Source organism: Pseudoclavibacter sp. VKM Ac-2867, assembly GCF_015351275.1.
Lineage (GTDB): Bacteria > Actinomycetota > Actinomycetes > Actinomycetales > Microbacteriaceae > Pseudoclavibacter.
Genome location: NZ_JADKSL010000001.1, coordinates 196,339 through 211,736, shown reverse-complemented (window position 1 = coordinate 211,736; position 15,398 = coordinate 196,339). Strand labels below are relative to the sequence as shown.

Genomic DNA, 15,398 nt, shown 5'->3' with positions numbered 1-15,398 from the left:
GACTCGAGCGCGTCAGGTCACGGGGATGGACGCATTCCCGCCAGCCGACCGGGTTACTCGAACATGCCCTCGATGGGGCCGCGGGCGAAGTAGATGAGGAAGCCGACCGCCACGATCCACAGGAGCGGCGACACCTTGCGGGCCTTTCCCGTGAGGGTCTGCACGAGCACCCACGAGATGAAGCCGGCGCCGATGCCGTTCGCGATGGAGTAGGTGAGCGGCATGACGACGATCGTCAGGAAGACGGGCAAGGCGACCGAGAAGTCGTCCCACTTCAGCTCGCGCACCTGAGACACCATGAGCACACCGACGACGACGAGCGCCGCCGCCGCGACCTCGAGCGGCACGATCTGCGTCAGCGGGGTGAAGAACATCGCCAGCAGGAACATGACGCCCGTCACGACGCTCGCGAGGCCAGTGCGGGCCCCCTCGCCGACGCCGGCCGCGGAGTCGACGAAGATCGTGTTCGACGAGCTCGACGTCGCACCACCCGCGACGGCGCCGATGCCCTCGACGACCAGCGACGACTTGAGGCGAGGGAAGTTGCCCTGCTTGTCCTGCAGGCCCGCCTCGCGGGTGAGACCCGTCAGGGAGCCGACCGCGTCGAAGAAGTTCGTGAACACGAGCGTGAAGACGAGCATCACGCCCGCCAGGACGCCGATGCGCTCGAACGCGCCGAAATCGAACGCGCCGATCAGGCCGAGGTCAGGGACCGAGACGATCTGCGTCGGCAGCACAGGCACGTTGAGCGACCAGCCGCCCTCGTTCTCGAACGCCGGGCCGAGCTTCATGATCGCCTCGACCACAACCGCGACGACCGTCGTGCCGACGATGCCGATGAGCAGCGCACCCTTCACGCGGCGAGCCATGAGCACACCCATCACGATGAGGCCGACAACGAAGATGAGCGTCGGCACCGTCGTCACCGAGCCGCCGACGCCCAGCTGGACGGGCGGCGACGCGTTCCCAGAGGACGTGACGAAGCCCGCATCCACGAGCCCGATGAAGGCCAGGAACAGGCCGATGCCCACCGTGATCGCCGTCTTCAGCTGCGGCGGCACGGCGTGGAAGATCATCTCGCGCAGACGGGTCGCCGACAGGACCACGATGACCAGGCCGTTGATGACGACCAGCCCCATCGCCTCAGCCCACGTCACCTGCTGCACGACGTTGACGGCGAGGAAGGAGTTGATGCCGAGCCCCGCGGCGAGACCGAACGGCAGGTTCGCGATGACACCGAACAGGATCGTCATCACACCGGCAGTGAGCCCCGTGACCGCCGCCACCTGAGAGGCCTGCAGCCAACCGCCCTCCACGTCCAGCGTGGCCTGGTCCTGCGAGAAGCCGCCGAGGATGAGCGGGTTCAGGATGACGATGTACGCCATCGTCATGAACGTGACGAGCCCGCCTCGGATCTCCCGCGGCACGCTCGAACCCCGATGCGTGATCTCGAAGAACGTGTCGAGGCGCTCCTTGAACGACGACCCGCTGCCCCGCTTCGTCGGCGCCACTCGGGTGGCGCGCTCGGGCGCCGGCCCGTGGCCGCCGCCCGCCTCCGCTCCCGCCTGTCCCTGCTCGAGTGCGGACTCGTGGCTGTCGCTCATGCGGCTCCCCTGATCGTGCTGCTCGCGTTAACAGGGACAAGCGTAGTCAGCGCGCGAGACCCGCGCGGCGCGCGCCGACCGCACCGCGACCCCGCGGGCGCCAAGGGTCGCCGGATCCCCTAATCTCGTAGAGGTCACGCGCCGCTCCCCCGCGCAGGCCCAACCCCGCCGAACGACCTGGAAGCGAGACCACCGTGGCACTGCCCTGGAAACTGCACGGAGACGGCAAGAACGTCCCCGCGAGCGACATCGTGCTTCCCGAGGAGCGGCTCACCTGGCCGCGCACCATCGGGCTCGGCGCGCAGCACGTCGTCGCGATGTTCGGCGCGACGTTCCTGGTGCCTCTGCTCACCGGCTTCCCGCCATCGACGACGCTGCTGTTCTCCGGCATCGGCACGATGCTGTTCCTCCTCATCACCCGCAACCGGGTGCCCAGCTACCTCGGCTCATCGTTCGCGTTCATCGCGCCGATACTCGCCGCCGTCGCATCCGACGGGCAGGGCGTCGCCCTCGCCGGCATCATCGTCGTCGGCGCGCTCCTCGCCGTCGTCGGCCTCATCGTGAACCTCGCGGGCACGCGCTGGATCAACCTGCTCATGCCGCCCGTCGTGGCAGGAACGATCGTCGCCCTCATCGGCTTCAACCTCGCGCCCGCCGCGAAGAACAACTTCGAGGCCTCCCCCATCGTCGCCTCCATAACGCTGCTGACGGTCATCGTCGTCGCAGTCGCCTTCAAGGGCATGGTCGGCCGCCTGTCGATCCTCATCGGCGTCGTCGTGGGCTACATCGTCGCCGCGTTCATGGGCCAGGTCGACCTCGCCGGGCTCGACGAGGCCGCGTGGATCGGACTCCCGACGTTCACGACCCCCGTCTTCGCCGCCGAGCACCTCCTCGTCTACCTCATGTTCGTGCCGGTCGTGCTCGCGCTCATCGCCGAGAACGTCGGACACGTGAAGGGCGTCGGCCAGCTCACGAACCGCAACCTCGACCCCATGGCCGGCCGGGCGCTGCTCGCCGACGGCCTCGCGACCGTGCTCTCCGGCTTCGGCGGCGGCTCCCCCACGACCACGTACGGCGAGAACATCGGCGTCATGTCGGCCACCCGCGTCTACTCGACGGCCGCCTACTGGGTCGCGGCGATCGCCGCCATCCTCCTCGCCCTCTCGCCCAAGGTGGGCGTGCTCATCGCGAGCGTCCCCGGCGGCGTGCTCGGCGGCATCACCACCGCGCTCTACGGCCTGATCGGCATCATCGGTGTGCGCATCTGGCTCGAGAACAAGGTCGACTTCTCGTCACCGACCAACCAGTTCACGGCGGGCGTCGGCCTCATCGTCGCGATCGGCGACTTCACCATCAACAGCGGGCAGGTCACGTTCGGCGGCATCGTCCTCGGCACCGTGGCGACGCTGGTCGTCTACCACCTCATGAGCGGCATCGCCCGGCTCCGCGGTTCCGACGCCGACGACGCTGGTGACGATCTCGTCGCCGGCGCCGACGGGGCAGCGGATGCGGAGCGCACCACGCGCTAGCCGCCCCGCGCGTCCCGCCCCGTCTCGTCCCGCCCCTCTCCCTCCGCCCTCTCTCTCCCGCCCCCTCGCATCCCGCCCCCTTTCGCTACGCGCACCCCTCACCTCCTGCCGAAAGCGGACTTGTGGTCGTCAAACCTCGCGTTTGACGACCACAAGTCCGCTTTCGACGTTCGGGGGGTGAGGGGGCGGCTAGGCGAGGGCCAGCTCGAGGGCGTCGAGCCATGCGCCCCAGTGCGCCTTCCACAGCTCGATCTCGTCGACCACCTGCAGCTTCTCGTGCGCGATCGCGAACTTCGTGCGCCCGTTCGGCGCCGGGTCGAACGTGAAGAGGAGCCCGCCGATCGGCTGCCCGTCGCGAGCGAGGAGCACCTTGTAGGTCTTCGACGCGACCTTCGAGCGGAACTCCGTCTCGAAGCCGAGCAGCGCATCCCGGGCCGCGTCGTCGGCGATCAGCTCCCGCAGCACCTCACGGTCGACGGGCAGCGTTCGCGAGCGGTTCGCCGTGAACGTGCCGTCCGGCATCTGCCCGGCAAAACGCCGACCGGTCATGCGCTCGAAGCTGACCGCGATGCCCTGGCTCCACCAGCCGTTCTGCGCCGAGTTCGCCATGACCCACTCGACGATGCGCGGATGCGCCGCGTCGCGCCCCACACCCGCGTCGATCGCGTCGATCCACTCGTCCCACCCCTGCCCGGTCTGCGCGCGGATGGCGGCGTCGGAGTGCATCGGCGGCGCCGCCCACTCGTGCCTGACCGCCTCACCGATGCTGGCTGCGGCCGGCACGGCCGATGCGGCGGCCGATGCGGCGGTGGATGCGCCGGTGCCAGCCTTCCCTGCCGCCTCGGCGCGTGCATCCACCCCGACGCCGAGCAGCTCGGCACGTCGCGCGAGCGTCTCCTGGAGCCGGTCTCGCATCTTCGCGCCGACGGCCTCCGAAATCTCGGCAGGTGATCTCACGTCGCATCCCCTCGTCGCATCCACTCGTCGCATCCACTCGTCGCTGGCCACACTACCGAGCGCGGCCCCACGCCCGGCCGCTGACTCCTCAGTCCCTCGGCCACCAGCCACCAGCAGACCTGTGAGAAGTGCAGCTTCCCGCGCTCGGGGAGCTGCACTTCTCACAGGTCTGCGTTTCGGTGCGGGAGGTGAGGGCGGTGAGGGCGGTGAGGCGAGACGCGCGGGACAGCTCTCGGAGACCTGCCACTGGGCTGGTGGCCGCATTCAGATAACTGTCCACAGCCAATTTGGCAGCGCTACTGGTAGCGCTGCCATTTTTGGGCTAGTGTCACGAAGCAAGCTGGCGAACAGCCCCGGATCTCGGTCAGGGGCCCTCCACTCCACTCACGCCGTCAGCAGCATCCGCCAGATTTCAAAGGAGAAATCATGCACACTCGTCGACCCAAATCGCGCTTCAGGATGGGCACAGCACTCGTCGCCACGGCCTCCGCCGTGGTCCTCCTCGCCGGATGCACGAGCGCACCGGCAGAGGGCGGCGGCGGTTCCGCAGGAGGCGAGGACGGCAAGTTCGTCATCGGCTTCCAGCAGCCCCTCGGCGGCCAGGCCTGGCGCGAGATGGGCCTCGCCTCCCTCCAGGCGCTCGCGAACTCCCCCGAGTACGTCGACAAGGTCGAGCTCAAGATCGTGCGCACCGACGACAACGACGCGGCCCAGCAGAACGCCGCGATGCAGAACCTGATCGCCGACGGCGTCGACCTCATCCTCTTCGACCCGGCTTCCTCCAGCGGCGCAGACCCGGCCATCGCGCAGGCGACCGCACAGGGCATCCCCGTGATCGCCAACGGCGGACCCTACGAGAGCGAGGACGTCTACACGGTCTCCACCGACTGGGCCAGCGCCGGCACCATCGGCGCAGAGTGGCTGCTCGAGAACCTCACCGACAACAAGGACGTGGCGGTGCTCGAGGGCCTCGCCGGCGTGCCCCTCAACGAGGGCTCCATGCCGGGCGTCATCGACGCGCTCGAGGCCGGCGGCGCATCCGTCGTCGCCCAGGACACCAACGGCTGGAATGAGGCCACCGCGCAGGAGTCGATGGCCAACATCCTCCGCTCCAACCCGGACATCGGCGGCGTCTACTCCTTCCTCACGGGAGGTCAGGGCGTGGCCGAGGCCTACAAGGCCGCCGGTATCCCCTTCGTCCCCACCGTCGGCGGCTCCGGCTACAACGGCGAAGCGTGCGCCCTCGTCGAGTACGCCCCGGAGGGCTTCACGGGCAACATGATCTTCGGCCAGCCGTCGATCTACGCGAAGGGCCTCGAACAGGCCGTCCTGCTCCTCGAAGGCCAGGAGATCGAACGCGAGCAGTTCTTCCCGCCGCTCGAGATCACCACTGAGAACGCCGCCGACTACTGCCTCGAGGATCGCCCCGCGAACTTCCAGCTCGGCTACGACTTCCCCGGCCTCGACCTGAAGCTCGAGGACGTCATGGAGTACTACTCCGGGTCCTAGGGCACAGCGGCAGCCCTCACCAGCAGGGCTGCCGCCAGCTCTCACTCGAATCGATCAGCGAGGACACATCGAGTCATGAATGCAAGTGAAGTGGGCGCCGCAGAGGTCGCCGCAGCACCCGGGCAGACGGAAGCAGCGCGGCCGGCATCCCCCGGGACCGCACGGTCGGGTGAGGCGCTCCTCGTCGCGACCGACCTGGTGAAGAGCTACGGCCCGGTCAAGGCCGTGCAGGGGGTGAGCTTCGTCTGCCACCCAGGCGAGGTGCTCGCCCTCGTGGGCGAGAACGGCGCGGGCAAGAGCACCGTCGCGAAGATGCTGGCGGGCGCGGTGACCCCCACCTCCGGCACCATCACGGTCGAGGATGCGCCGCTCGCCTCAGGGAGCGTGCGGCTGTCGCGTCGTTCCGGCGTGCGCTGCGCGTTCCAGGAGCTGGCCCTCGTGCCCGAGTGGACCGTCGCCGAGAACCTGAGCCTCCCGGACGGGGCGCCGCTGCGCGGCTTCTCGCAGAAGAAGGCGATCGGCGCAGCGAGCGCCCTGCTCGATTCGCTCGACCTCCCCCAGATCGACCCACGGGCGCTCGTCTCCGACCTCTCGCTCGCCAACCGGCAGCTCGTCGAGATCGCGCGGGCCTTCGCCGGAGAGCCGAAGCTGCTCATCCTCGACGAGGCGTCCTCCGCGCTCACCCCTCCCGGTGTGGAGTGGCTGTTCACCCGTATCCGCGAGCTCACCGAACGCGGCGGCAGCGTCATCTACGTGTCGCACCGACTCGGGGAGATCGCCGAGATCGCCGACCGCGGCATCGTGCTGCGCGACGGCGGTCTCGCCGGCGAGTTCTCGCGCGGCTCCTGGACCGACGATGAGCTCATCTCGCTCATGGCCGGCCGCAAAGCCGAGCGATTCTTCCCCGACCCGCCCGCACGGGCCCGCGAGGGCGACGTCCTCGACGTGGAAGGGCTGCGAGCCGAAGGCGTGCACGGCATCTCCCTCACCATCGGCGCCGGCGAGATCGTCGGCATCGGCGGACTCGCGGGGCACGGGCAGGCAGAACTGCTGCGCGCACTGTTCGGTGCATCCGCCGCCACGGCAGATTCGTGGACGATCGACGGCGAATCCGTCACCCGACTCACCCCTGTCCGCGGCGTGCGGCGCGGCCTCGGCTACGTGCCTGAAGACCGCAAGAAGGAAGGGCTCGCGCTCGAGCTCGGCGTCGGAGAGAACCTCCTCGCGCCCTGGTTCAAGGCCTGGCAGCTCGGCGGCAAGCCCCGGCTCGCCCGCGAGCGCGGCTGGCTCGACGGCGTGCTCGCCGCCCTCTCCGTGCGAACGCGCGGCCCCCTCGAGGCGGCGGGCTCGCTCTCCGGCGGCAACCAGCAGAAGCTCGTCTTCGGCAGGTGGATGAACCGTTCCCGGTCCGTCATCCTGCTGCACGACCCCACGCGCGGCATCGACGTGCGTGCCAAGCAGGAGCTGTACGGCGCGATCGTCGACCTCGCGAAGCAGGGCGTCGGCGTCCTCTGGTTCTCCACCGAGGTCGAGGAGCTCGTGCACGTCTGCCACCGGGTGCTCGTGCTCTACAACGGGCAGATCACCGACGAGCTCGCCGGTGAGCGACTGACCGCGGACGCGATCGTCGGCGCCGCTGTCGGCGTGACGGGCAGCATCCAGACCGTCTCGGCCGCCGAGCTCGAGGAAGCGGCGAGCGAGGCCGCGAAGACGACAACGCGCGGTAGGACAGCGCGCGAGAAGACATCGAGGAGCAGCAGATGACCGCCACCGTCACCCCGCCACCGGCGCAGCCGGTCACCCGGGCCGTCGCACGCCGACAGGGACTCGTCAGGCTGCGACGCGAAGGCGCGTTCGCCCCCGCCGCGGCGTTCGTCGTGTTCCTGATCGTCTACCTCATCATCAACCCGGAGCTGCTGACGCGCTTCCAGCTGCAGACGGCCGCGAACCTCGTCGTGCCGCTCGCGTTCGTCGCGCTCGGCCAGCTCCTCATCGTGCTCGTCGGCGGCATCGACATCTCCATCGGCGCCATCATGAGCCTCTCCAATGTGGTCTTCGCGGCCCAGACCGAGCTCGTGCCCATCCCCATCGCTGTGCTCCTCGGCCTCGCGACCGGCCTCGCCTGCGGCCTCTTCAACGGATTCCTCGTCTCCTACGGCGGACTCCCCGCCATCGCGGTGACGCTGGCGAGCGCCTTCATCTTCGGCTCGCTCGCCCGCGAGGTCATGGACAGGCCAGGCGGCAACATCACCACCGAGTTCCACCTCGCGACGAGCGGCGAAGCCATCCCCTTCGTGCCCGTCGCCCTCGTCTGGCTGACCCTCATCGCCGTGCTCCTCTGGTTCGTCCTGCAGCGCAGCGCGCTCGGCAGGCACATCTACGGCGTCGGCTCGAACATGGACAGCATCCGCGCTGCAGGCCTCAACGCCCGCCTCACGAAGCTCGCCGCCTTCGGCATCGCCGGCGTGCTCACCGCCACGGGCGCCATCATGCTCGCCGGTTCCACCATGACCGGCGACCCACGAAGCGGCGACCCCTACCTGCTCTCCTCGATCGCCGCCGTCGCCCTCGCCGGCGCCAGCTTCACGGGCGGACGGGGCAGCATCATCGGCACCATCCTCGCCGGCATCACCCTCGGCCTCATCGGCAACCTGCTCTTCTTCGCAGGCATCAACTCGTACTGGCAGTACGTCATCTCGGCGCTCATCATCGTCTCGGTCGTGGGCATCCCCGTCGTCTGGCGAAAGCTGTCGTTCGCTCGGAAGGAAGCACGGTCATGACCGCAACAGTTCCGGCCGCAGTCGGCAATGCGGGGACAGCGGGCGCGGGAGCCCCCGGGCCCGGCGACCACGAGGTCGAGTACGCGCCGTCGAAGTCGCTGCTCGCGCGAGTCCCACGCAGCGTGTGGCCGCTGGTCGCATTCCTCGTGCTGTTCCTCATCGGCGGCATCATCCGCCCGAACCTCATCACGATCGAGTCGCTCATCGGCACAGCGACCTTCGCGATCATCCTCTCCATCGCCTCGTTCGGGCAGACGTTCGCCGTCATCCAGGCGGGCATCGACCTGTCCGTCCCCAACACGATCGCCTTCTCCGCGCTCTCGTTCCTCGCCATGGTGGGCCCCCTCGGCCCGTTCGGTGCCTTCCTCGGCGCGCTCGGCGCAGGCGCCGTCATCGGACTCCTCAACGGGCTCGTCATCGCGAAGCTCGGCCTCACCCCCATCGTCACGACGATCGCCATGAACGGCCTCCTGTTCGGCGTGATCCTGCTGCAGTTCAACTTCTCCGAGCTGACGCAGATCCCCGACTTCATCACGGCGATCACCTCCGCGCAGATCAGCGTCCTCGGCTTCTCCATGGCCGCGGTCCTCCCCCTCGGACTCGTGCTCATGGTCGTGCTGCAGCTCGTCCTCAGCTACACCGGATGGGGACGCTCCCTCTTCCTCGTCGGCGCATCCCCCGAGACGGCGCGGCTCGCGGGCCTCCCCGTCGACCGCATCCGCATCACCGGGTACGTCATCTCAGGGATGCTCGCCGCCTTCGCCGGCATGGTCATCGTCGGCTACTTCCAGCAGGCGTCCGCGACCATGGGCGACAGCTACCTGCTCTCCTCCGTCGCCGCAGTCGTCGTGGGTGGAGCATCCATCTTCGGCGGGCGAGGATCGGTGGTCGGCACGGTCGGCGGCGCGCTTGTGCTCGGCCAGGTCGCGACGCTCGTCACCGTCCTCAACCTGGGCTCCAACGTGCAGCAGCTCATCTACGGCGCCATCATCCTCGTCGTCATCTCGCTCTACGGGCGCAAGCGCGGCTAGCGCGCATCCCGCCTCACTCGCGCAGCATCGTGGCCTCCTGCTGTTCCCTCCACCGGGAGCGACAGGAGGCCACAACGCTGCCGAGTCGAGGCGACCCACTCCGGAAACCGAGCCGGAAGCGCATGACCAGATTCCCGTGCATGGGCGGGGCAGCGAACGGACCGCCAGGAGTCGCGTAGGGTCGGACACTGCCGAAGCCTCGCCGTCGCGCGTCGGCAGCTCCCGACCAGACGCGCACCAGCAATGACCTCACCCTCACCGCAGTCCAAGCAGCCGCCCGCCGCACGCAGCGCGCAGAGCGGCGCAGCAAGGGCTCGCTGGATGGACCTCATCCGCGGCGGCGCGATCCTCCTCGTCGTCCTGCTGCACGCCACCGCCATCCCATGGATGTTCGCCGGAATCAGCTCGGGCCGCGTCGTGAACGACGTCAACTCGTTCTTCGCCCCCTACCGCATGAGCCTCCTCTTCCTGCTCTCCGGGGTGCTGCTCACACGCTCGCTCGCGAAGCCGCCTGGCACCTACTACTGGAACAAGGTCCGCACCCTCCTCTGGCCGTACCTCGTGTGGATGGTCATCGGCATGCTCACCGAGGGCTACACCGACCTGCGCGACCCGTTCTTCTGGATCCCCAACAACTGGCTGTGGTTCATCTTCTTCCTCGCGGTCTACTACGCCGTCGCGCCACTGCTCGCCCGCATCCCCGGGACCTGGTTCGCCGTCGTGCCCGCCGTGCTGTGGCTCGCGAGCTGGCCGCTGCCCGACGGCGACATCTCCAACCTCACCTACTACGGCGGGTTCTTCTTCGCCGGCCACCTCTGCGTGCGGCTCGGCTCGCGACTCTCCCGTTTCGAGACGCGCACCCTCATGTGGGTGTGCCTCGCCGTGGCGACCGGATTCGGGGCGTTCATCATCGCCGGCAACCGGGGCTACGCGAACGCCATGACAGCTGGCTTCGACGCCCACCGCCTCGAGCTGCTGCCCGTCGTCATCGCCGGCATCGCCGGCACGGTCATGGCCGTGCGACGAGCCACCGGCGCGCACACCGGCCAGAGCCACGACCGCGCCAGGTGGCTGCAGTACATCGGTCGGAACTCGGTGGTCTTCTACCTCGTGCACTTCCCGACGCAGGTGTGGATCACCAACATGCTCCTCGAGCTCGGCGTCACCAACCCCAACATCTCCCTGCCGCTCTGCTTCTTCGGCGCCCTCGCCGTTGCCTACCTCGCGTGCTGGCTGCGTCGCTTCCGAATCGTGGATGCATTCTTCGTGCTTCCGAAGTTCGCGAAGCGCACCGCTCCCGTCGCACCGCCAGCCTGAAGCACCTCCCCGTCCCACCAGCAACCGCCACCGCAGGAGAACGCCCCGTGTCGAACTTCGTGTCCCTCATCCGAGCCAGCACGCTCAGCGACGCCGCCGAGTACGCCTACGCCTCCGCCGTCGCCCCCGGCGCCCGCCTCATCTTCCCTGCAGGCGCCTGCCCGCTCAACGACGACGGCACGACCGCCGCGATCGGCGACTACGCCGGGCAGGCAGCCAAGTGCGTCGAGAACCTGCGCGTCGCCCTCGCCGAAGCCGGGGCGGAGCTCAGCGACGTCGCCAGCACCCGCGTGCTCGTCGCATCCACCTCGCAAGCCGACCTCGTCACCGCGTGGGAGGTCGTCCGCGACGCGTTCGGCGACCACGACGTCCCGAGCACCCTCCTCGGCGTCACCGTGCTCGGCTACGACGACCAGCTCGTGGAGATCGAAGCGGTGGCCGCCGTCGCCCCCGGGGCGTAACCCGCCGGCGGAGTCCTCCTGAGCGGGTCGCTGGGGTTGCTCCCATCTGCGGTCAGCAGTATGGGCAGCGGGTGCGAGACGTGCACCCACCTGACAGGCGCGGACGGGCGCAATCCGCCCACCGTGCCGCCTGCGTATCGATCAAAGGAGATCGCCGTGTTCAAGAGCCCCTACCCAGACGAGCAGATCCCGAACGTCTCGGTCTTCGACTTCCTCTTCTCCGAGCTCAGCGAAGCGGATGCCGCCCGCACCGCGATCGTCGACGGCACCACCGGCGCCGAGACGACCTTCGGCACCCTCAAGCAGCACATCGAGCTCATCGCGGGCGCGCTCGCCGGGGGCGGGCTCGGAATCGGCGACGTCGTCGCCCTGCACTGCCCGAACGTCCCGGCCTTCGCGTCGGTGTTCCACGGCATCCTCCGCTCCGGCGCGACGGCCACCACCATCAACGCGCTCTACACTGCGGAGGAGATCGAGACGCAGCTGCGCGACTCCGGCGCGAAGCTCCTCTTCACGGTGAGCCCCCTCCTCCAGCAGGCCCATGCCGGCGCCATCGCCGCCGGCCTCGAGCAGGACGCCATCATCGTCCTGGACGGCGCAGAGGGCTACCACGACCTCCGCGAGCTGCTCGGCGCGGGCCTCCCCGCCCCCGACGTGAGCTTCGACCCAGCGACACACGTCGCCGTGCTCCCCTACTCCTCCGGCACGACGGGCAAGCCGAAGGGCGTCATGCTCAGCCACACGAACCTCGTCGCCAACGTCGTGCAGACCTACCCCGTCCTCGACGTCGAGGACGACGACGTCGTGCTGGCCCTTCTCCCCTTCTTCCACATCTACGGCATGACCGTGCTCCTCGACATCGCCATCAAGAAGCGCGCGCGACTCGTCACCATGCCGAAGTTCGAGCTCGGCGAGTTCCTCCGCATCATCGAGACGCATCGATGCACGTACCTCTTCATCGCGCCGCCCATCGCGGTCGCGCTCGCGAAGCATCCGCTCATCGACACCTTCGACCTCTCGAGCGTGCGGTCCGTCTTCTCCGGAGCAGCCCCCATCGACGCGGCCCTGATGAAGGCCGTCGCAGACCGCATCGGAACCCGCACGAGGCAGGGCTACGGGATGAGCGAGGCGAGCCCCGTCACGCACGTGCTCCCGCCCACGGAGACCGGCATGTCACTCGGGTCCGTCGGCGTGCCCATCGCCAACACCGAGGTGAAGCTCGTCTCGGTCGAGACTGGCGAGGAGATCGAAGCGGTCGAGGACGGGCAGAGCGAGCCAGGTGAGATCTGGGTGCGCGGGCCCCAGATCATGCTCGGCTACCTCGGCCGCGACGACGCCACCCACGAGGCGGTCGACAGCGACGGGTTCCTGCACACCGGCGACATCGCCACGGTCGGCCCGCTCGGCGAGTTCACCATCGTCGACCGACTCAAGGAGCTCATCAAGTACAAGGGCTACCAGGTCGCGCCCGCCGAACTCGAAGCGCTGCTGCTCACGCACCCCGACATCACCGACTCGGCCGTCGTCGGGGCGCTGGACGCCGACGGGCAGGAGATCCCCAAGGCGTTCGTCGTGCGCCGCGAGGGCTCGCCACTCGACGAGGCGGGCGTCGAGGCCTTCGTCGCAGGCCACGTCGCGCCGCACAAGAAGGTGCGGGCCGTCGCGTTCATCGACGTCATCCCGAAGTCGACCTCGGGAAAGATCCTGCGCAAGGACCTCCGCGGGCGCTGACGCGCGCGGGCACCCACTCCCGCCCAGGGACGAGTTGTGGTCGTCAAGACGGCCGCGGAGCGACCACAACTCAGCCCTCGGCGAGAGGAGCACGCGTGGCGGGGGCAGGGAGGCGGGCGGGGAAGGGGAAGGGGCGGAGGACGGGACGGAGGACGGAGCGGGGAGGGCTGCGGCGCTACGCGCTCTCGCGGGCCACGATCTCGAAGCCGAGGTCGACGGTTTCCCCCTGGGGAGCATCCGCGCCACCACGGCTCATGCGCGCCAACAGCAGCTCGCCCGCCTTCGTGCCGATCTCACGGTTCGGCACAGCCACCGTCGTGAGCGTGGGCGTGAGGTGCGACGACAGCTCGAAGTCACCGAACCCCGTCACCGCGAGCTCACCGGGCACGGACACCCCACGGCGAGCACACTCCAGCACGGCACCAGCCGCGAAGACATCGCTCGCGAACATGAGCGCATCGGTCTCCGGATGCACGCGGAGCGCCGCGTCGAGCAGATCGCGGCCCGTCTCGAGATCGACAGACGCGACCCCGGAGTCGACGACCCGCACCGGCTCGCCCGGGTACAGCTCGGCGACCGAGGCCTCGAAGCTCTCGCGCCTCGCCGCGGCGCGGAAGTCGCCGGACTGGAAGGAACCCGCGAACGTCGGATGCTCGTACCCCTTGCCCTGCACGTACTCGACGAGCGCGCGGATAGCGTCCTCGTTGGAGAAGCCGATCAGATTGTCGACGGAGTTCTCGCTCGAATCCCACGCCTCGACGACGGGGATCCCGGACGCTCGCAGCAACGTCGATGCCGCATCCGTGTGCTGGGCGCCGACGATGAACATGCCATCCGGCCGACGCCCCAGGAACGCGCGAACCAGCTCCTCCTCATGCTCGGGGCTGTACCCCGTCGTGCCGATGAACAGCTGATAGCCGAAGGGTGAGAGCATCGCCTCCAAGCCGTGCAGCGCATCCGCGAACACCGACGCGGAGATCGACGGGACGATAGCCGCGACCGTCATCGACCGGTTCGACGCGAGGTTCGACGCGGCCAGGTTCGGCACGTAGCCGAGCGCACCGATCGCCGACTGCACCCGCTCGAGCGTGTCCGCGGACACCAGCTCCGGCGTCCGCAGCACCCGCGACACCGTCTGCGGTGAGACGCCCGCAGACGCGGCGACGTCGGTGAGCGTCACCTTCTGCGTCGACCGCCTGGTCACAGCAGCCTTCTGGCCGCCAGGTTGCGCATGAGCGCTGCGATCCCGAATGTCCACGGCGCACACCCCTCACTGCTCTGTACCTGGCCCACCAGACTACCGAGGGCAGGTGAGGAGATGCGCACGACGTCCCCGGCGTGGTGCGTGAAGCCGTGGTCGGGCTGGTCGCGGTCGACGATGGGCGCGAACATGGTGCCGAGCATCAGCACGGCCCCGTCCGGGTACTGGTGGTGGGGGCCGAGCAGCTGGGCGGCGAGGTCGGCGGGGTCGCGCGAGATCTGGGCGAGGTCCGACGACCCGTGCAGCGTGAAGCCGTCGAGGCCCACGATGTCGAGATCCACGGTCATCCCCCGCACCGAGTCGAGATCGAATGCGCCGTCGAACAGACGGATGAACGGGCCGAGCCCGCACGACGCGTTGTTGTCCTTCGCCTTCGGCAGCAGCAGCGCGGAGCGGCCCTCGATGTCGCGCAGGTTCACGTCGTTCGCGAGCGTCGCACCCACGATCAGGCCAGTGGAGGCGATGAGGAGCGCCACCTCCGGCTCCGGGTTGTTCCACTCCGAGGAGGAGTGCACGCCCACCTGGACGGCCGTGCCCATCGCAGACAAGGTCGGGCCCTTCGTGAAGATCTCCGCGTCGGGTCCGATGCCCACCTCGAGGTACTGGCTCCACAGGCCCTCTCCCACGAGGTAGGCCTTGAGGGCCGTCGCCTCCTCAGAGCCCGGCTTGAGGCTCGCGAGGTCCGTGCCGATCTCGGCGAGGATCTGCTCGCGCATCCGCGCCGCCGCCTCGATATCGCCGCGCACCCGCTCCTCGATGACCCGCTCGATCATGGATACCGCAAACGTCACGCCTGCAGCCTTCAGCACGTGGAGGTCGACGGGGGCGAGGAGCCACGGCTTCGACTCGTCGCGGGTGTCGGGCTCCGTGTTCGCGAAGAGCTCCTCGAGAGAGCCCAGGCTGGGCGCATCCGCTGCCGCGGCCCGCACTGCCGCGGCGGGTTCGGGTGCCTCGGTGATGTCGCTCACCGTCGCGAACGTCCGGCTCAGGTCGAGCACGCCCGCCTCGGTCACGAGAACTGGAGACGGGCCGCCGACGGCCGGGTCCCAGACTCGACCGACGAGGGTGCCGGTCGTGCCGTCGGCCGGGAGCGCCTGGACTGCGCTGCCCGACCATCCTGCTGCTGCCTGCTGGCCTGCGGCCGTCTGCTGCGATGTCATGTGAGCTCCTGAGGTTCTTGTCGTGGAGATTGGGTCGTGAGGTGTGGGCCGTGAGGCT

At 69.2% G+C, this 15,398-nt stretch carries 12 protein-coding genes; 8 read left to right on the top strand and 4 right to left on the bottom strand.

Annotated elements, in window-relative coordinates; all coding sequences use genetic code 11:
• Positions 1 to 53 precede the first annotated feature (53 nt).
• Positions 54 to 1,604: an NCS2 family permease gene (locus ITJ67_RS00920; protein WP_194676445.1), complete on the bottom strand. Its 1,551-nt coding sequence runs from the start codon at positions 1,602 to 1,604 to the stop codon at positions 54 to 56.
• Between the two features lie 194 nt (positions 1,605 to 1,798).
• On the opposite strand from ITJ67_RS00920, the gene ITJ67_RS00915 reads away from it, so the two are divergent.
• The gene (locus ITJ67_RS00915; protein ID WP_194676444.1) at positions 1,799 to 3,133 is read left to right on the top strand and encodes a uracil-xanthine permease family protein; all 1,335 of its coding nucleotides are present in this window, start codon (positions 1,799 to 1,801) and stop codon (positions 3,131 to 3,133) included.
• Between the two features lie 189 nt (positions 3,134 to 3,322).
• On the opposite strand, the gene ITJ67_RS00910 is transcribed toward ITJ67_RS00915, so the two are convergent.
• Positions 3,323 to 4,090 (bottom strand): hypothetical protein, encoded by a 768-nt coding sequence (locus ITJ67_RS00910; RefSeq protein ID WP_194676443.1) that lies wholly within the window; start codon positions 4,088 to 4,090, stop codon positions 3,323 to 3,325.
• Between the two features lie 426 nt (positions 4,091 to 4,516).
• On the opposite strand from ITJ67_RS00910, the gene ITJ67_RS00905 reads away from it, so the two are divergent.
• The 7 genes from ITJ67_RS00905 to ITJ67_RS00875 all read left to right on the top strand — a co-directional run bounded on the left by ITJ67_RS00905 (position 4,517) and on the right by ITJ67_RS00875 (position 12,919).
• A complete protein-coding gene (locus tag ITJ67_RS00905) occupies positions 4,517 to 5,599 on the top strand; it encodes a substrate-binding domain-containing protein (RefSeq protein WP_104332923.1) in 1,083 nt (360 codons plus the stop codon).
• Between the two features lie 75 nt (positions 5,600 to 5,674).
• Positions 5,675 to 7,363 carry a sugar ABC transporter ATP-binding protein gene (locus ITJ67_RS00900; RefSeq protein ID WP_194676442.1) on the top strand — a complete coding sequence of 563 codons (1,689 nt, stop codon included), beginning with the start codon at positions 5,675 to 5,677 and terminating at the stop codon, positions 7,361 to 7,363.
• The gene (locus ITJ67_RS00895; protein WP_194676441.1) at positions 7,360 to 8,379 is read left to right on the top strand and encodes an ABC transporter permease; all 1,020 of its coding nucleotides are present in this window, start codon (positions 7,360 to 7,362) and stop codon (positions 8,377 to 8,379) included. The genes ITJ67_RS00900 and ITJ67_RS00895 overlap by 4 nt, the downstream gene beginning before the upstream one ends.
• The gene (locus ITJ67_RS00890) at positions 8,376 to 9,410 is read left to right on the top strand and encodes an ABC transporter permease (RefSeq protein WP_160074955.1); all 1,035 of its coding nucleotides are present in this window, start codon (positions 8,376 to 8,378) and stop codon (positions 9,408 to 9,410) included. Before ITJ67_RS00895 ends, ITJ67_RS00890 begins: the two co-directional genes overlap by 4 nt.
• 243 nt (positions 9,411 to 9,653) lie before the next feature.
• Positions 9,654 to 10,727: an acyltransferase family protein gene (locus ITJ67_RS00885; protein ID WP_160074953.1), complete on the top strand. Its 1,074-nt coding sequence runs from the start codon at positions 9,654 to 9,656 to the stop codon at positions 10,725 to 10,727.
• A gap of 47 nt (positions 10,728 to 10,774) precedes the next feature.
• Positions 10,775 to 11,188, top strand: coding sequence for a RidA family protein (locus tag ITJ67_RS00880; protein ID WP_194676440.1), 414 nt, complete (start codon positions 10,775 to 10,777; stop codon positions 11,186 to 11,188).
• A gap of 156 nt (positions 11,189 to 11,344) precedes the next feature.
• On the top strand, positions 11,345 to 12,919 hold the full coding sequence (locus ITJ67_RS00875; RefSeq protein WP_201297771.1) for an AMP-binding protein: 1,575 nt from the start codon (positions 11,345 to 11,347) through the stop codon (positions 12,917 to 12,919).
• A 175-nt stretch (positions 12,920 to 13,094) separates the two neighbouring features.
• On the opposite strand, the gene ITJ67_RS00870 is transcribed toward ITJ67_RS00875, so the two are convergent.
• Both ITJ67_RS00870 and ITJ67_RS00865 read right to left on the bottom strand, forming a co-directional pair.
• Entirely contained in the window at positions 13,095 to 14,123 is a 1,029-nt protein-coding gene (locus tag ITJ67_RS00870) for a LacI family DNA-binding transcriptional regulator (RefSeq protein ID WP_323741347.1), read from the bottom strand.
• Complete coding sequence (locus ITJ67_RS00865) at positions 14,120 to 15,340, bottom strand: fumarylacetoacetate hydrolase family protein (protein ID WP_194676439.1); 1,221 nt, start codon at positions 15,338 to 15,340, stop codon at positions 14,120 to 14,122. The genes ITJ67_RS00870 and ITJ67_RS00865 overlap by 4 nt, the downstream gene beginning before the upstream one ends.
• Between the last annotated feature and the right edge of the window lie 58 nt (positions 15,341 to 15,398).